The sequence below is a fragment of the Serratia sp. SM04 genome, from assembly GCF_040280225.1.
Lineage (GTDB): Bacteria > Pseudomonadota > Gammaproteobacteria > Enterobacterales > Enterobacteriaceae > Serratia > Serratia sarumanii.
Map to the genome: position 1 here is coordinate 242,388 of NZ_JBEOQT010000004.1, position 22,786 is coordinate 265,173.

The following is a 22,786-nucleotide window of genomic DNA, read 5'->3' on the forward strand; positions in this document are numbered from 1 at the left end:
ACCGATAACACCAGGGGTTCAGCTTGCTGAGCCCCTGTTTTTTGACACCCATCAGGAGGGTGAGATGAAACATCTGAATATCGCCGTGGGCATCATCCGCAATGCGCAACGGGAGATCTTTATTACCCGCCGCGCCGCCGACGCGCACATGGCCGGGTTCTGGGAGTTTCCCGGCGGCAAGATCGAACAGGGTGAAACGCCGGAACAGGCGCTGAGCCGCGAGCTGCGGGAAGAGACCGGTATCGAAGCCGAACGTGCCGAGCTGCTGGAGGTGGTGGAGCATCGCTTCAGCGATCGCATCGTGACGCTGAATTTTTATCTGGTGGAGGCCTGGGCAGGCGAGCCGTTCGGCCGTGAAGGGCAACCGATGCGCTGGGTAAAACAGGCGGAGCTGCGTGAAGACGAATTCCCGGAAGCCAACGTCGGCATCATCCGACTGTTGGTGGCGCAGGCGAACGCCGCGCAATGACAAGCGTGGCCTGGCGCCTGCCAGGCCAACCGTGGGTGATCAGCGATCGTCCATTTCACTCCAGTCTTCGCTTTCCGACAGATCGCTGTTGCTCGGAATGCGCTTCTCTTCATCGGCCCACTCGCCGAGATCGATCAGCTGGCAGCGCTTGCTGCAAAACGGCCGGAACGGGCTGACTTCACCCCAAACCACGCCGGTGCCACAGGTTGGGCATTTTACTACGGTCGTCATAACGGTTCCTTACGCCTTCTGTCAGTGCTGAGAAGGCTTTCTTTCACAAGTTCAACAACAGGCCAGTTCGAACGTCAGGCGTTCAGGCACCACGCCATTTTCGCTATCCAGCGGCAGGAAACGAATGGCATAACGCGTCTTGTGGCCGGAAATCTGCGGATAAAGCTGCGGCGCCAGATGGAGGCGCAGGCGCAGCAGATCTGCCCCTTCGGCGTTGTCCTGGAAAAAGCCGTTCAGGCTGATTTGATTGCGGAACGGCCCGGACTGGCGGATCAGATCCAGCACCATGGTCAGCGCCTGGTTCAGCGGATCCAGCGACTGCAGCCAGGTGGCGACGTCGGCGTCGCGATCCTGCTGCGGCGCGTGCATCCACATGTGCAGGGTCGGCAGATCGAAGCTGCAGCAGCCGCCGGGAATGTTCAGCCGTTGACGCACCAGGCCGATCAGCCGGTCTTCGCGCAACGCCTGACCGAGGCGCGGCGCCGCCATCAGCGCCGATGAGCGCGACTTCAACTGGCCGCGCAGCTGATCGATCAGCGCCATGTCCACGCCCGGCACATCGGCCCAGGCCAGTAGTTTCTGCTGCTGGCGCTCCAGCTCTTTGAGCAGTTCGGTGCGTACTTCGCCGCGCTCCAGCACGTCCAGCAAGTCGGAGACGGTGCGAAAGAAGGTGAGAGCGATGGCGGTTTCGCTCAGGGCGCGTTGGCCGTGCAGCTGTTGCAGCAGAAATTCGATGCGCAGCCAGGTGCGCATTTTTTCGTTCAGCGGGTGTTCAAAGAGAACGGTTGGGGAAACATCACTCATGCAGTTTAATCCTGTTGGGGCGCTGTTGCCGCCAGTTCAAGGTAGCGACGATGCAGTGCGGCGACCTGTGGCTCTATCCCCTGAGCGGCGCCGCTGTTGTCAATAATGTCATCCGCCACGGCGAGGCGCTGCCGGCGCGTGGCCTGGGCGGCGAGAATGCTCTGAGCTTGCTCACGGCTGACGCCGTCGCGCGCGATGGTGCGAGCCAGCTGGGTTTCGGCGTCGACGTCGATCACCAGCACCCGATCGGCGCGATCCTGCAGGCCGTTTTCCACCAGCAGCGGCACCACCCACAGCGCGTACGGGCTGGCGGCCTGCGCCAGTTGGCGCTGGGTTTCACGGTGTATCAGCGGATGCAGCAGCTGGTTCAGCCAGGTTTTGTCATCGGGATGGCTGAAGATGCGCTGACGCAGCGCAGCACGGTTCAACGCGCCGTCCGGCAGCAACATTTCATTACCAAATCGTTCGGCGATCGCGGCCAAGGCAGGGGTGCCCGGCTCGACGACCTGACGGGCGATCACGTCGGCATCGACAAGGGTTGCGCCGTGGCGCGCAAAGGCGTTCGCGACGGTCGTCTTGCCGCTGCCTATGCCCCCGGTCAACGCAACAATGTAGGCCATGGTGTTAGGTGCATCCGATGTTCATAAAAAAATAATAGTCGAATCATAAAGCGATCGCGCAGAAGTGCAAGTCGGCAGGCGGCGCTTGCGCGTCGGCACCGTTCGGGCGGCGAGAAAAAGCGCAGCGGCACGGCAAAAATGAGCGGGCAATCACACTGCGATTATGCAGGTAAATTTGTCGGATTGTAGCGTAAATAAAGGCGAATTCGCAGTCTTGTTCGGCGATTATTAGCGCGTATTATAACGTCACTGGAACTGGCATTAATCTCGCCGCCGTCTTTTTGCGCCACTGGAAAGCCGTCGGGCAGAGATTCGAACATCCTCCTTGCGATCCGTCGCCATTAACCAGGAAATCATAAGTCATGCGTATTGAAGAAGATTTGAAGTTGGGCTTTAAAGACGTGTTGATCCGCCCTAAGCGTTCCACGCTGAAAAGCCGCTCCGAGGTTGAACTGGAACGTCAGTTTACCTTCAAGCATTCAGGTTGCAGCTGGTCCGGCGTGCCGATTATCGCCGCTAACATGGACACGGTGGGCACCTTCCGCATGGCCGAGGCCCTGGCTTCTTTCGACGTTCTCACCGCCGTACACAAACATTACAGCGTCGAGCAATGGGCTGACTTTGTGCAGCGCATGCCGGAATCGGTGCTGCGCCACGTGATGGTGTCCACCGGCACCTCCGAAGCCGACTTCGCCAAAATGCAGCAGATCCTGGCTCTGTCTCCGGCGCTGAAATTCATCTGCATCGACGTGGCCAACGGCTACTCTGAACATTTCGTCGCCTTCCTGCAGAAAGCGCGCGAAGCCTGCCCGAATCACGTGATCTGCGCCGGCAACGTAGTGACCGGCGAGATGGTGGAAGAGCTGATCCTCTCCGGCGCCGACATCGTTAAGGTTGGCATCGGCCCGGGCTCAGTCTGTACTACCCGCGTGAAGACCGGCGTGGGCTACCCGCAGCTGTCGGCGGTGATTGAATGCGCCGATGCTGCCCACGGGCTGGGCGGCCAAATCGTCAGCGACGGCGGCTGCTCGGTGCCGGGCGACGTCGCTAAAGCCTTCGGCGGCGGCGCTGACTTCGTGATGCTGGGCGGCATGCTGGCCGGCCACGACGAGTGTGAAGGCACCGTGGTGGAAGAGAACGGCGAAAAGTTCATGCTGTTCTACGGCATGAGCTCCGAATCGGCGATGAAGCGCCACGTCGGCGGCGTGGCGGAGTATCGCGCGGCCGAAGGCAAAACCGTCAAACTGCCGCTGCGCGGCGAGGTGGAGTTTACCGTGCGCGATATCCTCGGCGGCCTGCGCTCTGCTTGCACCTACGTTGGCGCCGAGCGCCTGAAAGAGCTGACCAAGCGCACCACCTTTATCCGCGTGGCGGAGCAGGAAAACCGCGTCTTCGGCAGCAAATAAGCCGCACCTTGCATTCGGGCGTCGCGTACCGCGGCGCCCGCTATACCTCTCCTTTATCCCAGCACGCTCCCCAGTTGAAAGATAGGCAGGTACATGGCGATCACCAAAGCGCCGACAATCCCGCCCACCACCAGCATCAGCAGCGGCTCCAGCGTTTGCGCCAGCGTATCGGCCAGCTCGTGCGTCTGCCGTTCATACCACTGCGCCAATTTATCCAGCAAGACGTCCAGCGAGCCCGATTCTTCGCCCACCCGCACCAGCTGCCGGCACAGCGGCGGAAACAGCGGTTGCAGGGCGAGGGCGTGATGAAACGCCTCGCCTTCGGCGAGCTGCCGCTGCACCTGCTCCAGCGCCTGTCGGTACAGCAGATGGTCGGCCGCCAGCGCCGCCGCGTTCAACCCTTCCACCAGCGTCAGCCCCGCGCGTTGGGTCATGGTCAGAATACGAAACGTTTGGCTCAGCGCGCCGCCGCTCACCAGCCGGGCGATCAGCGGCAGGCGCAGCAAGGCGGCCTGCTCACGTCGGCGCCACGGCGGGCGCGGATGCAGCCAGCGGCAATAGCCGAACATCAACGCGCCGAGCAGCAGCGCCAAATAGGGGCCAACGGCGATCAGCAGCGCGGACAACCCCAATAACCCTTGGGTAAACCAGGGCAGCGGCGCATCGAACGACTGATAAACCTTGGCGAATTCCGGCAGCACCATCACCAGCATCAGCACGCTGACCAGCAGCGCCACCGCACAGATGAAGAGGGGATAGCGCAGCGCTTTGGTCACTTTGCGGCGCAGCAGCAGCTGGGCTTCCTGCTGTTGCGCCAGCTGCAGGCAGCAGCGATCGAGATTGCCGGTTAGCTCGCCGATGGCGATCAGTTGGCGATAGATAAGTGGAAAAACGCCTGGCTGCGCGGCAAGGGTTTCGGAGAGCGGCTGCCCTTCGCGCACCTGTTCTGCCAACTGGCGCAACAGGCAACGCCAGGCCGCCGAAGGGTGCTCTGCCGCCAGAAGCTGCAGCGTATTGACCAGCGGCAACCCGGCCTGCAGCAGGGTGGCGAGTTGGCGGGTGAAGTGGATCAAAGGTTCTCCGCGCCACTGGCCGGGCGTGACGCGTTTGCCGTGCCCGATCCGCCAGGGTTGCATACCTTGCTCAATCAGTAACCGGCTCACCTGCCGTTTTTCATCGCTCATCAGTTCGCCGCGGTGCAGGGCGCCCTGGGCGTCGAAAGCCTGCCAAAGAAACAGCCGGCGCGCTTTCATGGCGCGGTTACGCCGAGCTGGACGACGTCGATCACGCGGTACAGCTCTTCCAGCGAGGTCGCGCCTTCGCTGGCCAGCGCCAGGCCCGCCTGCAGCAGCGAAAGCTGCCCCTGCTCGCGGGCGACATCCGCCAGCCGGCTGGGAGCGGCGTTCGCCAGCAACGCCGCCTGTATTTCCGGCGTAATGGGCAACAGTTCATACACGCCGATGCGCCCGTAGTAGCCGCCGAAGCAATGCTCGCAGCCATCGGCGCGCCAGGCGGTCAGCGGTTCCGGCCAGACCGAGGCAGGAAAATGCGTGGGTTGGCTGTGCGGGTAGCGGCAGTGGCGACACAGCCTGCGCACCAGCCGCTGCGCGATGACCAGTTTCAGACAGCCGGCGAGCAGGTAGCCGGGGATACCCATGTGCATCAGGCGCGTCAGGGTTTCGCCGGTGGAGTTGGTATGCAGCGTCGACAGCACCAGGTGGCCGGTTTGCGCGGCCTTGACCGCGATCTCGGCGGTTTCCGCATCGCGGATCTCGCCGATCATGATGACATCCGGATCCTGGCGCAGCAGGGCGCGCAGCACCCGGGCGAAGCTCAGCTCGGTTTTGGCGTTGATCTGGGTTTGATTGACGCCGAACAGCGGGATCTCGACAGGATCTTCGACGCTGCACAGGTTGCTTTGCGCATCGTTCAACTGGCGCAGGCCGCTGTACAGCGTTACCGTCTTGCCGCTGCCGGTCGGGCCGGTCACCAGGATCAAACCTTGCGGGCAGGCCAGCGCCGCCGCGTAGCGCGCCAGGTCCGCTCGGCTCATGCCCAGTTGATCCAGCGGCAGCTCCTGCTGTTCGCCCTGCTGAACGCGCAGCACCACCTTTTCGCCGTGCAGCGTCGGCAGAGTGGCGATACGCATGGCATAGCGCGCGCCGTCCAGCGTCAGGCTGAGCTGCCCGTCCTGAGGCAGACGGCGCTCGGCGATATCCAGCTGGCCGAGGATCTTCAGCCGGGCGATGAGGCGTGCGGTCAGCTGGGGTGACGGCGAGGCGAGGGTTTGCAGCACGCCGTCGATGCGCAGGCGAATGCGAAAATGCTGCCGAAAGGGCTCGAAGTGGACGTCCGAGGCGCGACGCTGAATGGCCAGGCGCAGCGTCTGGTTGATGAACTGCACCACCGGCGCGTCGCCGTCGTCGGGGTAGGCGATGTCGGCGCTGTCTTCTTCGGCCGCCAGCGGCGCCGGTAGCGGTTCCTGGCGTTGGTTCAGCGCCTGCTCCAGCCTGGCCGCCGGCCATTGCTCCAGATGGATGCGCTTGCCGGTGGCGAAACGCAGCGCCGCCAGCAGCCCTTGCGGCGCCTCTTCGTTGAGCGCGATCGTCAGGGTGGTTGGATCTTCGTTCAGCGCCAGCGCCTGATAGCGCCGGCACAGGGCGTGAACTTCTTCGCTGATTTGCGCGTTCATCGCCGTTACTCCGCCGCGTTGTCGAAGCGGAAGACTTCCTGGCACACTTCAACCAGCGTTGCGTTTTCGCTGCTGCACAGTCGGCTCCAGCGGGTCAGCCCATCGGCGTTCACTTTGGGGGTTAATGCCACCGCCAGCCCCTGCAGCGTTTGGGTGCCGGTCAGTGTGATCACGCCTTTGACGACTTTCACCCCGCTGACGTAACGCGACGTGCCGCCGGTGGGAATGCCTTTGCTGCCGGCTTCACAGCCGGTGGGGGCACCTTCGTCCAGCACGCACAGCTCGACCGCCAGTTTGTACGGCGACATGGTTTGCAGCATGTCGGTCATCGCCGCTTTCTGGATGTAGCGCTGGTAGGCGGGAATGCCGATGGCGCTGAGGATGGCGATGATGGCGATCACCACCATCAGTTCTATCAGGGTAAAGCCGCGTTGCGTTTCCATGCGTTGTCTCCTCCATAAGGGTGTGGAAGGCAACGGTAGCGGTTTGCGCGGGGGCACGGCGAGGGGCTTTTGCGCGTTTCTCGGCGCGCTTCCATCAGTAATGACGTTGTTTGCAGCGGTGAATAAAAGGGTGCGAGGGGCTTCGCAATTTTACGGTAACGCCCCCGGCAGCGGCCGGGGGCGAGGGGATCATTTGAAGCGCATCGACAGATCGAGCGCGGTCACATGCTTGGTCAGCGCGCCGACCGAAATGTAATCCACGCCGGTCTCGGCGAAGGTGCGCAGCGTCTCTCTGGTGACGTTGCCGGATACTTCCAGCTGGGCGCGGCCCTGGGTTTGGGCGACCGCCTGGCGCATCATCTCGACGCTGAAGTTGTCCAGCATGATGATGTCGGCGCCGGCGTCCAGCGCCTGCTGCAGTTCATCGAGCGATTCGACTTCCACTTCCACCGGCACGTCGGCGTGCAGCCAGAAGGCTTTTTCCACCGCGTTCTTGATAGAGCCGGAGGCGATGATGTGGTTTTCCTTGATCAGGAAGGCGTCGGACAGCCCCAGCCGGTGGTTGCTGCCGCCCCCGCACAGCACGGCGTATTTCAGCGCGGTGCGCAGGCCGGGCAGGGTTTTGCGGGTATCGAGCAGGCGAGTCCGGGTGCCTTCCAGCAGAGCCACATAGCGGCTGACCTCGGTCGCCACGCCGGAGAGCGTCTGCACGAAGTTCAGCGCGGTGCGCTCGCCGGTCAGCATCACTCGTGCGGGGCCGCGCAGCCGGCAGAGCGGTTGGTTCGGCGTCAGACGGTCGCCGTCCGCCACCAGCCACTCCACCTGCACCTGATTGCCCAATTGAATAAAGACCTCATTCAGCCAGCGGCGGCCGCAGAATACGCCGGCTTCGCGGGTGATGACGGTGGCTTCGGCCTGCTTGTCCGCCGGTAACAATTGCGCGGTAATATCGCGCCCGGCGTCGACTTCACCCCCCAGGTCTTCGCGTAGCGCCTGGGCGACGGCATAGGGAATATCACTTTCAATTCGTTCAAGAAGCTCGGTGCGGCGACTGTCGGCACTGTAGCGGCGTGTCGGCATGGAAAACTCCGAAATGGACGGTTAGATCGTAGGGGAACATGCTACTCTGTTGCAGGAATAAGTACCACCGCAGAGAGGTGTCTGATGCAGTTGGAAAATGGCTGGATTGTCGGGGTGACGCGAGTGGTCTCGCCGCACTGCGATCGGCGCCCGGATGACGAGCCGCCGTCGCTGCTGGTCATCCACAACATCAGCCTGCCGCCCGGCGAGTTCGGCGGCCCCTATATCGACCAGCTGTTTACCGGCACGCTCGATCCCGCGCAGCACCCCTATTTCACCGAGATCCATCAGCTGCGGGTGTCGGCGCACTGCCTGATCCGCCGCGACGGGGAGATCGTGCAGTACGTGCCCTTCGACCAGCGCGCCTGGCACGCGGGCGTTTCCCTGTATCAGGGGCGCGACCGGTGCAACGATTTCTCCATCGGCATCGAGCTGGAAGGCACCGATCAGTTACCCTACACCGAGGCGCAATACCGCGCGCTGCAGGCGGTCACCGCGCTGCTGGCAGAACATTATCCGCCGCTGGCGGCCAATATCGCCGGGCATTGCGATATCGCCCCCGGCCGCAAGACCGATCCCGGGCCGGCGTTCGATTGGGATCGCTATCTGGCATCTCTGGAACAACGCGGCGCGCCCGCTGACGCTATGCTTGAGACAAGAAAAAGGGAGAGGAATCGCTAATGACGCTGTTTACGCTGTTGCTGGTTTTGGCCTGGGAGCGCCTGTTTAAGCTGGGAGAACACTGGCAGCTGGATCACCGTCTCGAAGTGGTGTTTCAGCGGCTGCATCGGGTTTCGCTGGCGCAGACGCTGGCGATGACCGCCGCCTGGATGGTGATCGTCTGGGGCGTTCTGTGGCTGTCGCACGGGTTGTTCTTCGGCGTGGTGACGCTGCTGCTGTGGATCGTCATCGATCTGCTGTGCGTCGGCGCCGGCATCAAGCGCAAACACTACCGCGCCTACCTGAAAGCGGCGCGGCAGGGCGATACCCACGCCAGCGATCAGATGGCGGAAGAGCTGGCGTTGATCCACGGTTTGCCGGTGGACTGCAGCGAAGAGCTGCGCCTGCGCGAGCTGCAAAACGCGCTGCTGTGGATCAACTTCCGTTATTATCTGGCGCCGCTGTTCTGGTTCGTGGTCTTTGGGCCTTACGGGCCGATCGCGCTGGCGGGGTATGCCTTCCTGCGCGCCTATCAAACCTGGCTGGCGCGCCACAATACGCCGCTGGAGCGTTCGCAATCGGGCATCGATCACCTGCTGAACTGGCTGGACTGGATCCCGGTGCGCTTGGCCGGGGTGGCCTACGCGCTGTTCGGCCACGGCGAGCGTGCGCTGCCGGCCTGGTTCGCCTCGCTGGGGGATCGGCATTCGTCGTCGTATCAGGTGCTGACGCGGCTGGCGCAGTTCTCGCTGGCGCGCGATCCGCATATGGATCCGGTGCAAACGCCGCGGGCGGCGGTGACGCTGGCGCGCAAGGTGACGATGATCATCGTGGTGGTGGTGGCGCTGTTGACCATTTACGGCACGCTGCTTTAAGCGGCAGCGAAAAGCAAAACGGGCGCCGAGGCGCCCGTTTTTTTGGCCATTCGGCCGGGATTACAGCTTGGCGAAGCAGCGACGCGCGGCGTCGATGGTGCGCTGAATGTCTTCCTTGCTGTGCGCCACGGACATGAAGCCCGCTTCGAAGGCGGACGGCGCCAGATACACCCCTTCTTCCAGCATCAGATGGAAGAAGCGCTTGAAGCGTTCCACGTCGCACTGCATCACGTCCTGGTAGCAGGTGACCGCCGGCGCGTCGGTGAAGAACAGGCCGAACATGCCGCCGACGTTGTTGACCACCAGCGGGATATTCTCTTCCTGCGCCGCGTGCAGCAGGCCAGCGGCCAGCATCTCGGTCAGTTCGGTCAGCGTCTGGTGCACGCCCACCTGCGACACTTCGGTCAGGCAGGCATAGCCCGCCGCCATGGCGATCGGGTTGCCGGACAGGGTGCCCGCCTGGTAGACCGGGCCGGTCGGCGCCAGCGCGTCCATCACGTCGCGGCGGCCGCCGAAGGCGCCCACCGGCATGCCGCCGCCGATGATTTTGCCCAGACAGGTCAGATCCGGCTCGACGCCGTAATAGGACTGTGCGCCGGCCAGCGCCACGCGGAAGCCGGTCATCACTTCATCGATGATCAAGAGCGCGCCGTACTTGTCGCACAGCGCGCGCAGGCCCGGCAGGAATTCCGGCAGCGGCGGCACGCAGTTCATGTTGCCGGCGACCGGCTCGACGATGATACAGGCGATCTCGGACGGGTACTGCTCGAAGGCGGTCCGCACCGAATCCAGGTCGTTATAGGTGCAGGTCAGGGTGTGCTTGGCGAAATCGGCCGGCACGCCCGGTGAGTTCGGCTGGCCGAGGGTCAGCGCGCCGGAACCGGCTTTCACCAGCAGGCAGTCGGCGTGGCCGTGGTAGCAGCCTTCGAACTTGATGATTTTGTCGCGGTTGGTGTAGCCGCGCGCCAGGCGGATGGCGCTCATGGTGGCTTCGGTGCCCGAGTTCACCATGCGCACCATATCCATCGTCGGCACCAGCTCAGTGACCAGCTGCGCCATTTTGACTTCCATCTCGGTCGGCGCGCCGAAGCTCAGGCCGCGCTGCGCCGCTTCGATCACCGCGTCGCGGATCGCCGGGTGGTTGTGTCCCAGCACCATCGGCCCCCAGGAACCGACATAGTCGATATAGGCCTTGCTGTCGGCATCGAACAGATAAGCCCCGTCTGCCCGCTCGATAAACAGCGGCACACCGCCCACGCCGGTGAATGCACGCACCGGAGAGTTCACCCCGCCGGGGATCAACTGTTGCGCCTGGGCGTACAGACTTTCGGACTTGCTGTGTAGGCTCATAAATCGGCTCCTGGATTCTCTTTTGAATGATTTGACCGCGCTATTCTAGAGGAGAGCGCCGCGTTATGAAACGATCACAGTCAGATACCATTAACGGCAGCGCCCGCCGCCGGGTTGGGGTAGAATAACCGCCTTGCCTATTTGTATTACAAATTACCTAACGAATTACTCGCGATGACGGAATCACAATCACAGCCAGTCGGGACGTTGAGCCCGCGTCTTAGCCGCAGCGATGCGGTGCGTCAGTTTATTCGCCGCGATAAAACGCCGGTGGCGATCCTGGTGATGGCCGCGCTGGTGGGGACGCTGGCCGGTTTGCTCGGCGTGGCCTTCGATAAGGCGGTGGAGTGGGTGCAGCAGCAGCGGCTGGCTTCGCTGGCGCAGGTCGCCGACTCCTGGATCCTGGTGTGGCCACTGGCGTTTATCCTGTCTGCCGCGCTGGCGGCGCTGGGCTATTACCTGGTGCGGCGCTTTGCCCCTGAGGCGGGCGGCTCGGGCATTCCGGAGATCGAAGGCGCGCTGGAGGAGCTGCGGCCGGTGCGCTGGTGGCGCGTGATCCCGGTGAAATTCATCGGCGGCATGGGCACGCTGGGGGCGGGCATGGTGCTGGGGCGCGAAGGGCCCACGGTGCAAATGGGCGGCAACGTCGGGCGCATGGTATTGGACGTGCTGCGCATTCGCGGCGCCGAGGCGCGTCATACGCTGCTGGCGACCGGGGCCGCCGCCGGGTTGTCCGCTGCGTTCAACGCGCCGCTGGCCGGCATCTTGTTCATCATCGAAGAGATGCGGCCGCAGTTCCGCTACAACCTGATCTCGATTAAAGCGGTGTTTATCGGCGTGATCATGTCGAGCGTGGTGTTCCAGCTGTTTAACGGCCAGGGCTCGGTGATCGCGGTCGATAAACTTTCTTCGGCGCCCATTAATACCCTGTGGCTCTATCTGGTGCTGGGGGCGATATTCGGCGCGGTGGGCGTGGGATTCAACGCGCTGATCTTCCGCACTCAGGATATGTTTGCGCGCCTGCACGGCGGCAGAATGCGCAATGTCTTGCTGATGGGCGGGCTGCTCGGCGGCGTGTGCGGCATTCTGGGGCTGATCCAGCCGGAGGCGGCGGGTGGCGGCTTTGGGCTGATCCCGATCGCCGCGGCGGGCAATTACAGCGTCGGCATGTTGATGTTCATCTTTATTACCCGCATCTTCACTACGCTGCTGTGCTTCGGCTCCGGCGCGCCGGGCGGCATCTTCGCGCCTATGCTGGCGCTGGGCACGCTGTTCGGCACCGCCTTCGGGCTGGCGGGGGCGCATCTGTTCCCGCAGTACGGCATCGAGGCGGGCACCTTCGCCATCGCCGGCATGGGGGCGCTGTTCGCCGCCACGGTGCGCGCCCCGCTGACCGGCATCGTGCTGGTGCTGGAAATGACCGACAACTACCAACTCATTTTACCGATGATCATCACCTGCCTCGGTGCCACGGTGGTGGCGCAGCTGCTCGGCGGCAAGCCGCTGTATTCGTCGATCCTGGCCCGCACGCTGCAAAGGCAGGAGGCGCAGCTGGCGCGGGAAGCGGCGGAGAAAACAGGTAAGGAAAATACAACAAATGCGGTGAATACTTGAACGCAACACTCAGGTATCGGATAATCGTTAATATTAATCAGGCAGCCATAGTAGCGATCTGATGCTGAACAATGTTGGGAGTAAAGAGTATGAGTGATCAAACGGCACTGCCCCTGCAATTTACCGAGGCAGCAGCAAACAAGGTTAAGTTCCTGATTGCTGACGAAGAAAACCCGAACCTTAAGCTGCGGGTTTACATTACCGGCGGCGGCTGCAGCGGATTCCAGTACGGCTTCACTTTTGACGACAAGGTCAACGATGGCGACATGACCATCGAGAAGCAGGGCGTGGCGCTGGTGGTCGATCCGATGAGCCTGCAGTATCTGGTCGGCGGTTCGGTGGACTACACCGAAGGGCTGGAAGGGTCGCGCTTCGTGGTGACCAACCCGAATGCCAAAACCACCTGCGGTTGCGGTTCGTCGTTCAGCATCTGAGTTTGCCTGTCAGAATATCAACCCGCTCGCCTTACGGCCGGCGGGTTTTTTATGCCTACCATTCCACGAGGATCACTTCCGCCCCGTTCTCCTGCGCCGGTTGGCGGGTAATGTTCGGCTGCGCCGCCGCATGGCTGCATTCGGCCCGTGGGGCGGCGGCCTCGAGGCGCACGGCGCATTGCGGTTCAATGGTGAGAGTAACGCCGATCCGGCCGCTGACGGCATCGGCATGCGCGGCGCCACTCAGCAGGGCGCCACAGCAGGCAAGCAGGATTTTTTTCATCATTGCGGGAATAGCCATCCGTAAGCAATCTTGTGATGACTTATCGGCAAAAAGTTAAAAAGGTTTAACAGCGCGGGGAGGGGATTAACCTGCGGATAACAGAATTTTACATCGTCACTACGCTATTTATTGGGTGAAAATAATACCACCAAGCCCGTTTTTAGTCTAATAAATCACCCAATGCGGCGTTGCCAAGCGCCGCCCCACAGGGCGACGGCTCAGCGTTCGAGAATAAAGGCGGGCAATTTGAGGTGCCAGCGGATGGCCGCCAGCCGAATGGCCAGGGTGATGATCATGCCCAACATCATGGCCTGTTGCAGCGGCATGTGGAAGGTGTAAAACGCCGTGGCGTGCACGATGCCGCCGATGATGCAGGCGGTGGCGTAAATCTCGGTGCGCAGGATCATCGGGATCTCGCGCGCCAGCACGTCGCGGATAATGCCGCCGCCGACGCCGGTGATCACCCCCATGCAGATTGCCACCAGCGGGCCGGTGCCGGCTGCGAAGGCCTTGTTGACGCCGATGCCGACGAACACCGCCAGTCCGACGGCGTCCAGCACCGGCAGCACCCACTGCGGCAGACGGCGCGGCTGGCGCACCAGCAGCAGCGTCAAGACGCAGGTGATCATCGCCACCACCAGATCGGTGGGATCCTTGACCCAGAACACCGGGCCGTTGGCCAGCGCCATGTCGCGGATGGTGCCGCCGCCGACCGCGGTGACCACGCCCAATACCAGCACGCCGAACGGATCCATGCGCAACTTGCCGGCCAGCAGTACGCCGGAGATGGCGAACACCGCCGTACCGAGAATATCCAACCAGAACACCAGCATCAGCGGATCTCCGCCAGCTGGCGGCACAGCTGCTGCGCCGCCAACAGGATGCGCGGCCCGCCGCGGTTGAACCAGTCTTCGTTCAGCGCGATCACCGGCACCTGCAGCTGCGGCGCCCAGAAGGCTTTCACATTGGCGGCTTCTTTCGCGCCGCCGGTGATGACGATGGCCTGCGGCTGACGCGCCAGCACCTGTTCGCGGCTGATTTGCGGCCAAGGGGTGCGGCTGTCGGCGAAGACGTTCTGCCCGCCGCACAGAGCCAGCACCTGGCTTTGCAATGTGGCGCCGGAGCTGGTGAACAGCGGCTGGGTACCGAACTGCAGCAGCACGCGCCGTGGCGAGTTAGCGGCGTACTGTTGTCTGAGAGCGGCGAACTGGCGGCGAAGGCCTTCCGCCGCCTGATGCGCCTGCTCCGGGTGCGGGCTGTATTGCGCCAGCTGGTCCAGCAAGCCGGCGATCCCTTCGAGGGTGTCGGCGTCCGCATAGAAAATTGGGATGCCGAACGCGGCGAGCTGATCCAGCACGCGCTGCGGATTGCCGCCGCGCCAGGCGAGGATCAGGTCCGGCTTGAGCGCCAGCACCCGCTCCAGATTGATGCCCTGCCAGGTGGCCACCTGCTCCAGCCTGGCGGCCTGCGGCGGATAATCGGAATAGGCGCTCGCCGCCACCAGCACATCGCCCATGCCGGCGGCATAGGCGAGTTCGGTGGCGTTGGGCGCCAGGCTGATCACCCGCTGGGCGGCGCCGGCCGGCATGGCCAGCCAGAGCGCCAACAAACAGAGCATCGAGGTAAAGCGCAGCCTCACATTAACCGCGCTTGGCCAGGGTTTGCAGCATGGCGTTGACCATCAGCGTGGACTGTTTGGCCGCTACCACCAGGAACTCGTCAAAGCTCATGTGCGACTCGCTGTCGGCGACGTCGGAAATGGCGCGCACCACCACGAACGGCGTGCCGAACAGATGGCAGACGTGGGCGATCGCCGCGGCTTCCATTTCCACGGCGGCGACGCGCGGGAAGGTGGCGCGAATGCGCGCCAGCGGCTCGGCGCCGTTGATGAAGGCGTCACCGCTGCAGATCAGGCCGCGCACCGCGTGCAGATCCAGCTGTTTGATGCAGCCTTCCGCCAGCGCGATCAGCGCGTCGTCGGCGACGAACGCCGCCGGGCAGCCGGCCATCTGACCCGGCTCGTAGCCGAAAGCGGTGACGTCGGCGTCGTGGTAGCGCACTTCTTCCGACACCACGATATCGCCCACGCGCAGGGTGCTGGCCAGGCCGCCGGCGGAACCGGTGTTGATCACCAGATCCGGGCTGCAGTGTTCCAGCAGCAGGGTGGTGCCCATGGCCGCAGAAACTTTGCCGATGCCGGATTTCAGCAGAGCCACCTCAACGCCGCCGATCTGGCCGGTGTAGATTTCGCAGCCCGCGCGCTGAATGGTTTGACGGTTTTCGATTTGATCGCGCAGCAGGGTGACTTCCTGCTCCATTGCGCCGATGATGCCTACTTTCATAAATAACACTCGCTGATTGGCCGTGAGAATTGCGGCATAGTCTATCATGGCTGTGTGAGAGAGATAATGCGTTGCATCCGCCGCCGGGAATTGTTATCACGGGGGCAGGGCGCAACGGCGGAGAAACAGATGTCCGGGATCGACTTCAAGCAAAAAATCAGCTTCCAACGGCCTTTCAGCAAACCGATCGAGGCCGAGGAAGAGTACGACATCGTGCGGCAGTTCGAGAGCGATCGCGGGCGCATCGTCAACTCGGCCGCCATTCGCCGTCTGCAGCAAAAAACCCAGGTGTTTCCGCTGGAGCGCAACGCGGCGGTGCGCAGCCGCCTGACGCACTCGATGGAGGTGCAGCAGGTCGGGCGCCACATCGCCAAAGAGATCCTCAACCGCTTCAAACAGGCAGGGAGAATTGATGAGCTCGGCCTGACCCGGCTGCTCGATCCGTTTGAAAGCATCGTGGAAATGGCCTGTCTGATGCACGACATCGGCAATCCGCCGTTCGGTCACTTCGGTGAGTCGGCGATCAACGACTGGTTCGCCCAACGGCTCGATCCCGCCAGCTGCGGCAGCGAGCCGGGCAGCCACGATCGCTGCCAGGTGGTGACGCTGCGCCTGCATGAAGGGGAGAGCGATCTGAACCGGCTGCGCAGCCGGATCCGTCAGGATCTCAGCCACTTCGAGGGCAACGCCCAGGCGATCCGCATGGTGTACAGCCTGCTGAAGCTCAACCTGACCTACGCGCAGGTCGGCTGCATTTTGAAATACACCCGCCCGGCCTACTGGGCGAGCGACATCCCCGCCAGCCACAGCTATCTGATGAAAAAGCCCGGCTACTATCTGGCGGAAGAGGCCTTCGTCGATCGGCTGCGGCGCGAGCTGCACATGGGCGAGTTCGATCGTTTCCCGCTGACCTACATCATGGAGGCCGCCGACGATATCTCGTACTGCGTGGCCGATCTGGAAGACGCGGTGGAGAAGAGCATTTTCACCGTCGAGCAGCTGTATCAGCACCTGATTCAGGAGTGGGGCGAAGTAGCGCCGGGCGATCTGTTCGACAAGACCGTCGCCAGCGCGTTTCGCAAGATCGATCGGGGCGGCGCGCGGCGCAGCGCGGAAGATCAGTTCTTCATGTATCTGCGGGTGTTTACCGTGGCGCGGCTGGTGCCGCACGCGGCGCAGCGCTTTATCGACAATCTGGACGCGGTCTATCAGGGCAGTTTCAATCAGGCGCTGCTGGAGGATTCCAGCCCGGCGTACCGGCTGCTGAAAATATTTAAAAATGTGGCGTTCAAGCACGTGTTCAACCACCCGGAGGTCGAGCAGCTCGAGCTGCAAGGCTACCGGGTGATCAGCGGCCTGCTGGACATTTACAGCCCGCTGCTGGCGATGTCGCTGGCGGACTTCAGCCAGCTGGTGCGCGAGGACAGCCACCGCGCTTACCCGATCGAAACGCGCCTGTTCCACAAGCTGTCCACCAAGCATCGGCTGGCGTATGCGGAGGCGGTAGAGGGGCTGCAGCATTTATCGCCGGAGCAGCAAGCCATTCGGGAATATTATTTCCGCGCCCGTTTATTGCAGGACTATATCAGCGGAATGACCGACCTTTACGCCTATGATGAATATCGTCGATTAATGGCGGCGGAATAATTCAACTGAAGAATAATTGTCAGCAATTCCAACCGGTTGGCTGTCTCGACTTTTGTAAAGACGGACAATATTTGTTTACTATTGCCAATCATCTGTGCCGGAACTTCGGGCTATTAATTAACTCTGAATAAGCACGCAAGACGGCCATTCTTTTTGAACGACTTTATAAGAGACACACAGATGAAAAAAACCGCATTAGTTCTGAGCGCACTGGCATTCAGTATCGGTATGGCGATGGGCCCGGTCACGGCCAGCGCCGCTGAAACCGCCTCTTCCAACACCCAACAGCTGCCGAGCCTGGCGCCGATGCTGGAAAAGGTGATGCCTTCCGTGGTGAGCATTAACGTTGAGGGCAGCACCACGGTCAATACGCCGCGCATGCCGCAGCAGTTCCAACAGTTCTTCGGCGAAGATTCGCCGTTCTGCCAGGACGGTTCGCCATTCCAGGGCTCACCGATGTGTCAGGGCGGCGAACAGCCAGGGCCGGATGGCCAGCCGCAGGGCACGCAGCAGAAATTCCAGGCGCTGGGCGCCGGGGTGGTCATCGATGCCGCCAAGGGCTATGTGGTGACCAATAACCACGTGGTGGACAACGCCAACAAGATTCAGGTGCAGCTGAGTGACGGCCGCCGTTTCGACGCCAAGGTGATCGGCAAGGATCCGCGTTCCGATATCGCGTTGATCCAGCTGAAAGACTTCAAGAATCTGACGGCGATCAAGATGGCGGATTCCGATCAGCTGCGCGTCGGCGATTACACCGTGGCGATCGGCAACCCGTACGGGCTGGGTGAAACCGCCACTTCGGGCATCGTATCCGCCCTGGGGCGCAGCGGCCTGAACATCGAAAACTACGAAAACTTCATCCAGACCGATGCGGCGATCAACCGCGGTAACTCCGGCGGCGCGCTGGTTAACCTGAACGGCGAGCTGATCGGCATCAACACCGCGATCCTGGCGCCGGACGGCGGCAACATCGGTATCGGCTTCGCCATTCCGAGCAACATGGTGAAAAACCTGACGGCGCAAATGGTCGAATATGGCCAGGTGAAACGCGGCGAGCTGGGCATCATGGGCACCGAGCTGAACTCTGAGCTGGCCAAGGCGATGAAGGTCGACGCGCAGCGCGGGGCCTTCGTCAGCCAGGTGATGCCGAAGTCTTCCGCCGCGAAGGCGGGCATCAAGGCCGGCGACGTGATCGTCACCATGAACGGCAAGGCCATCTCCAGCTTCGCCTCGTTCCGGGCGGAGATCGGCACGCTGCCGGTCGGCAGCAAGATGTCGCTGGGCATTATTCGCGACGGCAAACCGGTGACGATTGACGTCACGCTGGAGCAAAGCGCGCAGACTCAGGTGGCCTCGGGCAATATCTACACCGGCATCGAAGGCGCCGAGCTGAGCAACACCCAGGTCGGCAATGTGAAGGGCGTCAAGGTCGACAGCGTGAAAGCCGGCAGCGCCGCGGCGCGTATCGGCCTGAAAAAGGGCGATGTGATCCTGGGCGTGAACCAGCAGCCGATCCAGAACCTGGGCGAGCTGCGTAAAATCCTCGACAGCAAGCCGTCGGTGCTGGCGTTGAATATCCAGCGCGGCGAAAGCCAGCTGTACCTGCTGGCGCAGTGATAGGCGTCTGGCGTTAAAAAGAAAGGCACGCTGCGGCGTGCCTTTTTGCGTTATGGCCTGAGGATTCAGGCCGGTTGCGTCAGATGCGCGCGCGCCGCGTGGATCACCAGTTCAATCTCATCCAACAGCTCCAGCCACTCCGGCTCCAGCTCGTCGTTGGTGACGCCCTGGCGCAGCTGCCGCTCGAGGTAGAAACACAGCTGCTTGAGGCGCGGCACGCCGCTGTAGCTGCAACTGCCGTGCAGCTTATGGACCAGATCGAGGATCTCGTCGTCATGCTGGCCGTCGAGCAGCGCTTGCACCCGCTCGCGCACCTGCGGCAGGAAATCGAGCAGCATTTGCAGCAGATCGCGCGCCAGATCCGGTTTATTGGCCGCCTGACGCAGCGCCAGCGGCCAGTCGAGCGACAGCGGCGCGTCGTCGGCGACGGCGTTTTCCACGTCGCCGCTGTGGTAGCGCGACAGCACGCGGGTCAGCATTTTCTCGTCGATCGGCTTGGCCAGATAGTCGTCCATCCCGGCCTGCAGCAGGTGCTCGCGCTCGCCGCTGGCGGCATGGGCGGTAACGGCGACGATCGGCGTGGAGTTGTGATGCGGCAGTTGGCGGATCAGCTCGCTGGCGTGAATGCCGTCCATCTTCGGCATCTGAATGTCCATCAGGATCAGATCCAGCACGTTGTCGCGCGCCAGCGCCAGCGCTTCCTCGCCGCTCTCGCACAGCAGGGTTTTTTCTACCTGTTCCCCCAGCAGCGTGCCGATCAGCTTCAGGTTGGCCGGGTTGTCGTCAACCGCCATCACCGTCAGCGGCAGGCGTTTACGCTCAGGCGGCGCGGTGAGGCGTGTCGGTGTCTCCATCCTGAGCAGCGGGAACAACCGGGTGCTGGTGATCGGCTTGATCAGGCAGCCGAGCGCGCCTTGTTGCTTGAGCAGCTCGGCGTCGATCTGCGCCTGGCACGGCAGCGCCAGAATCACCCGATCGGCCAGCTTCAGCGAGGCCAGCAATTTGTCCTCGTGCTGCGCCATATTGGCGCGGAACGGGATGGGCACGCCGGCCAGCAGGAAGTCATAGTGGCCTGGCGGCAGCTGGGCCAGCGTCGGCGAGTGGGTGATCACCAGCTGCGTGACGCTGAGCATGTTGAGCGTCGCCTGCGCCGCCGTCGGGTTGGACTCGATATAGGCCAGCGTTTTGCCGTTCAGATCCGGCAGGCTCGGCGCCAGCGACAGCATGCCCTCGTTCAGATCCAGCGTGATGTGGAACCAGAAGGTCGAGCCGCGGTTCAACTGGCTGTGGAAGCAGATATCGCCCCCCATCTCTTTCACCAGCTTTTGCGTGATCACCAGCCCCAGCCCGGTGCCGCCGTGGCGGCGGGAGATGCTGGCGTCCGCCTGACGAAACGCCTGGAACAGCTGCGACTGCTGGCGTTCGGAGATGCCGATGCCGGTGTCGTGGATCTGCACTTCCACTTCCACCCGGCGATCCAGCTGTTTGCGCAGCTCGACGCGAATATCGATATTGCCGGTTTCGGTGAACTTGATGGCGTTGCCCAGCAGGTTGGTGATGATTTGCTGCAGGCGCAGCGAGTCGCCGATCACCTGCTCCGGCACGTCGTTGTGCACATCCAGCGTCAGTTCCAGCCCCTTATCGTGCGCGCTGGGCGCCAGCAGCACCACCACTTCGTCCAGCGTTTCACGCAGGGCGAACGGAATATGCTCCAGCACCAGCTTGCCGGCCTCCAGCTTGGAGAAGTCCAGCACGTCGTTGATGATGGTCAGCAGGTTGTTGGCCGAGCGTTCGATGGTCTGCAAATAGTCGGTCTGGGTCGCGCTCAAATCGGTTTTCAGCATCTGGCGGGTGAAACCGATTACGCCGTTGAGCGGGGTGCGCAGCTCGTGCGACATGTTGGCCAGGAATTCGGACTTGATGCGCGCCGCTTCCTGCGCGCGTTTTTTCGCCAGATCCAGCTCGACGTTCTGGATCTCCATCTGCTCCAGGGTTTCACGTAGGTCGGAGGTGGCCTGATCGATGTTCTGCTGCATCTCTTCGTGATAGGCGGTGAGCGACATCGCCATCGAGTTGATGCCGTTCTTCAGCATGTGCAGCTCGCCGAGCATGTAGCCCTCCACGCGGCTGTCGAGCTGGCCGCGGCGGATACGGTCGACGGTATTCACCATGTTGCGGATCGGGCCGGTCACGTCGCGCATCAGCCGGTAAGCGAACAGGATGGCGATGCACATGCACAGCAACAGCAGCAGGGTGGAGACGAACACCTCTTTATATTGCTGCAGCCGCACCGACTGCAGATCCAGCTCGATCGCCACATAGCCCAGGTTGTTGTCGGGGTGGCTACCGCCGTCGGCGGTTTCATCCGGATACTGGCTTTCCGACAGGATCGGCGTGCGCAGGATCAGCGAATCGCCGCGTCGGGTGAGCATCAGCTCGGTAGGCAACGGCACGCCTTTCGGCAGCTGCAGCTGAGCGAAGTTGTGGTGATAATTGGAGGTGACGAACAAATTGTTCTGCGCATCGAACACGGTGATCGAACGCACGATGTCCGAATGGCGGCGGTGCAACAGACTGACCAACTGCCTGACCGATTCGCGGCTGCGGAACGTCATGCCGTACTCGCTGGCCACCGCCAGCGGCTCGATGATGCTGGCGCCGGCGTCGACCAGTTGCTCCTGCTGCTCGTTATAGCGGTGCACCACGAAGAAGGTGCTGAGCAGCAAACCAATCAGCAAGGTCGGGGCCAGAATCAGGATCATCATGCGCGCACGCAGGCTGTATTTGGTCATGGGATTCCAATGTGGGAGAATTGACAGCTGACACTAGCTTAATGAACCAGCACACAATCGACAAATATGGCGCAATTCTACTCTCCCAAACGCCGCGTGACGACCCGGCAGAGCTCACAAATCTTCACCGTGACGGTGAGCGATCTCGATCCTTTCGGCCAGGGCGTGGCGCGCCACGACGGCAAAGCGGTGTTCGTGCCGGGCGTATTGCCGGGCGAGCAGGCGGAAATCCAGCTGACCGAAGATAAGCGCCAGTTCGCCAAAGGCAAGCTCAAGCGCCTGCTGAGCCGCAGCCCACAGCGGGTGGCGCCGCGCTGCCCGCATTTCGGCGTGTGCGGCGGCTGCCAGCAGCAGCATGCGGATGAGGCGCTGCAACAGCAGAGCAAGGCGGCGGCGCTGGTGCGCATGATCGCCCGCGAAACCGGGGTGACCCCGCAGCAGGAGCCGGTGATCGCCGGCCCGGAATACGGCTATCGCCGTCGCGCCCGCCTGAGCCTGGCGTGGCAGCCCAAGCTGCAGCGCCTGATGATGGGCTTTCGACAGGCGGCCTCCAGCGAGCTGGTGGCGGTGGAGCACTGCCCGGTGCTGCGGCCGGAGCTGGAACGGCTGCTGGCGCCGGTGCGCGCCTGCCTGAGCGGGCTGCAGGCGGTACGGCGGCTGGGGCATGTAGAGCTGGTGCTGGCGGATAACGGCCCGCTGCTGGTGCTGCGCCATCTCGACGCGCTGAAAGAGGCGGATCGGCAGGCGCTGTTGGCGTTTGGCGAGCGGGAAAACCTCGCCGTTTACCTGGCGCCGGACAGCGATCGCGTGGAAAAACTGTGCGGTGACACGCCGTATTATCAGGTTGACGGGCTACGCTTAGACTTCAGCCCGCGCGACTTTATTCAGGTCAATGACGCCGTAAACCAACAAATGGTGGCGCAGGCCCTTGAATGGCTCGACATTCAACCCAATGATCGGGTGCTGGACCTGTTCTGCGGCATGGGCAATTTTACCCTGCCGCTGGCGCGCCGCGCCGCTGCGGTGGTGGGCATCGAAGGTGTTGCCACGCTGGTAGCGAATGGGCAATATAATGCACATAAGAATAAGCTGAATAATGCATCGTTCTTCCACGAGAATCTGGAGGACGACGTTGCGCGGCAACCTTGGGCAGCACAAGGGTTTGATAAGGTGATGCTGGATCCCGCCCGCGCCGGTGCGGCCGGGGTGATGTCACACATTGTAAAACTGGCGCCGGCGCGGGTGGTGTATGTTTCCTGTAACCCCACCACGCTGGCTCGCGACAGCAAAGTGCTGTTGAGCGCCGGTTATCGTCTTGCGCGCGTGCGGATGTTGGATATGTTTCCGCACACGGGGCATCTTGAATCAATGGCGCTGTTTATCAACGAGCGCGCGCCAGAGGTCGCTGCAAAGTAGGGAGAAGT

General features: G+C 62.6%; 22 protein-coding genes. 9 read left to right on the forward strand and 13 right to left on the reverse strand.

Going from position 1 to position 22,786, the window contains the following annotated elements:
• The first annotated feature begins 64 nt into the window (after window positions 1-64).
• Entirely contained in the window at window positions 65-469 is a 405-nt protein-coding gene (gene mutT, locus ABTW55_RS08625) for an 8-oxo-dGTP diphosphatase MutT (RefSeq protein ID WP_049196040.1), read from the forward strand.
• 39 nt (window positions 470-508) lie between these two features.
• On the opposite strand, the gene yacG is transcribed toward mutT, so the two are convergent.
• Genes yacG through coaE form a run of 3 tightly spaced genes read right to left on the reverse strand, consistent with a single transcriptional unit; the run spans window position 509 to window position 2,124 of the window.
• A complete protein-coding gene (gene yacG, locus ABTW55_RS08630) occupies window positions 509-700 on the reverse strand; it encodes a DNA gyrase inhibitor YacG (protein WP_004932737.1) in 192 nt (63 codons plus the stop codon).
• Window positions 701-751: 51 nt separating this feature from the next.
• The gene (gene zapD / locus ABTW55_RS08635; RefSeq protein WP_033652917.1) at window positions 752-1,504 is read right to left on the reverse strand and encodes a cell division protein ZapD; all 753 of its coding nucleotides are present in this window, start codon (window positions 1,502-1,504) and stop codon (window positions 752-754) included.
• Between the two features lie 5 nt (window positions 1,505-1,509).
• A complete protein-coding gene (gene coaE, locus ABTW55_RS08640) occupies window positions 1,510-2,124 on the reverse strand; it encodes a dephospho-CoA kinase (RefSeq protein WP_033637119.1) in 615 nt (204 codons plus the stop codon).
• Window positions 2,125-2,486: 362 nt separating this feature from the next.
• Between coaE and ABTW55_RS08645 the strand changes: the two genes are divergently transcribed.
• The gene (locus tag ABTW55_RS08645; protein ID WP_015376656.1) at window positions 2,487-3,530 is read left to right on the forward strand and encodes a GMP reductase; all 1,044 of its coding nucleotides are present in this window, start codon (window positions 2,487-2,489) and stop codon (window positions 3,528-3,530) included.
• Window positions 3,531-3,583: 53 nt separating this feature from the next.
• Here ABTW55_RS08645 and hofC read toward each other — a convergent pair whose 3' ends face one another.
• From hofC to nadC, 4 genes are all read right to left on the reverse strand, one after another.
• A complete protein-coding gene (hofC, locus tag ABTW55_RS08650) occupies window positions 3,584-4,783 on the reverse strand; it encodes a protein transport protein HofC (RefSeq protein ID WP_049196042.1) in 1,200 nt (399 codons plus the stop codon).
• Window positions 4,780-6,222, reverse strand: a complete 1,443-nt coding sequence (gspE, locus tag ABTW55_RS08655) for a type II secretion system protein GspE (protein ID WP_060422449.1) — start codon at window positions 6,220-6,222, stop codon at window positions 4,780-4,782. Before gspE ends, hofC begins: the two co-directional genes overlap by 4 nt.
• A gap of 5 nt (window positions 6,223-6,227) precedes the next feature.
• On the reverse strand, window positions 6,228-6,665 hold the full coding sequence (ppdD, locus tag ABTW55_RS08660; RefSeq protein WP_041033285.1) for a prepilin peptidase-dependent pilin: 438 nt from the start codon (window positions 6,663-6,665) through the stop codon (window positions 6,228-6,230).
• A 189-nt stretch (window positions 6,666-6,854) separates the two neighbouring features.
• Complete coding sequence (nadC, locus tag ABTW55_RS08665; protein WP_004932717.1) at window positions 6,855-7,745, reverse strand: carboxylating nicotinate-nucleotide diphosphorylase; 891 nt, start codon at window positions 7,743-7,745, stop codon at window positions 6,855-6,857.
• An 84-nt stretch (window positions 7,746-7,829) separates the two neighbouring features.
• Between nadC and ampD the strand changes: the two genes are divergently transcribed.
• The gene (gene ampD, locus ABTW55_RS08670) at window positions 7,830-8,426 is read left to right on the forward strand and encodes a 1,6-anhydro-N-acetylmuramyl-L-alanine amidase AmpD (protein ID WP_060422448.1); all 597 of its coding nucleotides are present in this window, start codon (window positions 7,830-7,832) and stop codon (window positions 8,424-8,426) included.
• On the forward strand, window positions 8,426-9,280 hold the full coding sequence (ampE, locus tag ABTW55_RS08675) for a beta-lactamase regulator AmpE (protein ID WP_033631795.1): 855 nt from the start codon (window positions 8,426-8,428) through the stop codon (window positions 9,278-9,280). The genes ampD and ampE overlap by 1 nt, the downstream gene beginning before the upstream one ends.
• A gap of 60 nt (window positions 9,281-9,340) precedes the next feature.
• Here ampE and hemL read toward each other — a convergent pair whose 3' ends face one another.
• Entirely contained in the window at window positions 9,341-10,630 is a 1,290-nt protein-coding gene (hemL, locus tag ABTW55_RS08680; protein ID WP_060422446.1) for a glutamate-1-semialdehyde 2,1-aminomutase, read from the reverse strand.
• 174 nt (window positions 10,631-10,804) lie between these two features.
• Between hemL and clcA the strand changes: the two genes are divergently transcribed.
• Both clcA and erpA read left to right on the forward strand, forming a co-directional pair.
• Entirely contained in the window at window positions 10,805-12,244 is a 1,440-nt protein-coding gene (clcA, locus tag ABTW55_RS08685; RefSeq protein ID WP_033637129.1) for a H(+)/Cl(-) exchange transporter ClcA, read from the forward strand.
• 89 nt (window positions 12,245-12,333) lie between these two features.
• Window positions 12,334-12,678: an iron-sulfur cluster insertion protein ErpA gene (erpA, locus tag ABTW55_RS08690; RefSeq protein ID WP_004932708.1), complete on the forward strand. Its 345-nt coding sequence runs from the start codon at window positions 12,334-12,336 to the stop codon at window positions 12,676-12,678.
• A 55-nt stretch (window positions 12,679-12,733) separates the two neighbouring features.
• Here erpA and ABTW55_RS08695 read toward each other — a convergent pair whose 3' ends face one another.
• The 4 genes from ABTW55_RS08695 to mtnN form a co-directional block, all read right to left on the reverse strand.
• Window positions 12,734-12,964, reverse strand: coding sequence for a hypothetical protein (locus ABTW55_RS08695; RefSeq protein WP_060422443.1), 231 nt, complete (start codon window positions 12,962-12,964; stop codon window positions 12,734-12,736).
• Between the two features lie 215 nt (window positions 12,965-13,179).
• Window positions 13,180-13,794, reverse strand: a complete 615-nt coding sequence (locus ABTW55_RS08700) for a TRIC cation channel family protein (RefSeq protein WP_049196046.1) — start codon at window positions 13,792-13,794, stop codon at window positions 13,180-13,182.
• On the reverse strand, window positions 13,794-14,579 hold the full coding sequence (btuF, locus tag ABTW55_RS08705; RefSeq protein WP_060422786.1) for a vitamin B12 ABC transporter substrate-binding protein BtuF: 786 nt from the start codon (window positions 14,577-14,579) through the stop codon (window positions 13,794-13,796). Before btuF ends, ABTW55_RS08700 begins: the two co-directional genes overlap by 1 nt.
• Before the next feature lie 22 nt (window positions 14,580-14,601).
• Window positions 14,602-15,303 (reverse strand): 5'-methylthioadenosine/S-adenosylhomocysteine nucleosidase, encoded by a 702-nt coding sequence (mtnN, locus tag ABTW55_RS08710; RefSeq protein ID WP_033637132.1) that lies wholly within the window; start codon window positions 15,301-15,303, stop codon window positions 14,602-14,604.
• A 129-nt stretch (window positions 15,304-15,432) separates the two neighbouring features.
• Here mtnN and dgt point away from each other — a divergent pair, with 129 nt between their 5' ends.
• Together dgt and degP are read left to right on the forward strand one after the other, a co-directional pair.
• On the forward strand, window positions 15,433-16,950 hold the full coding sequence (gene dgt, locus ABTW55_RS08715) for a dGTPase (protein ID WP_060422441.1): 1,518 nt from the start codon (window positions 15,433-15,435) through the stop codon (window positions 16,948-16,950).
• Window positions 16,951-17,130: 180 nt separating this feature from the next.
• Window positions 17,131-18,570, forward strand: a complete 1,440-nt coding sequence (gene degP / locus ABTW55_RS08720; RefSeq protein ID WP_033649228.1) for a serine endoprotease DegP — start codon at window positions 17,131-17,133, stop codon at window positions 18,568-18,570.
• Window positions 18,571-18,635: 65 nt separating this feature from the next.
• On the opposite strand, the gene barA is transcribed toward degP, so the two are convergent.
• Window positions 18,636-21,362, reverse strand: a complete 2,727-nt coding sequence (gene barA, locus ABTW55_RS08725; protein WP_350429245.1) for a two-component sensor histidine kinase BarA — start codon at window positions 21,360-21,362, stop codon at window positions 18,636-18,638.
• A gap of 66 nt (window positions 21,363-21,428) precedes the next feature.
• On the opposite strand from barA, the gene rlmD reads away from it, so the two are divergent.
• Complete coding sequence (gene rlmD / locus ABTW55_RS08730; RefSeq protein ID WP_033649231.1) at window positions 21,429-22,778, forward strand: 23S rRNA (uracil(1939)-C(5))-methyltransferase RlmD; 1,350 nt, start codon at window positions 21,429-21,431, stop codon at window positions 22,776-22,778.
• The last annotated feature ends 8 nt before the right edge of the window (window positions 22,779-22,786 follow it).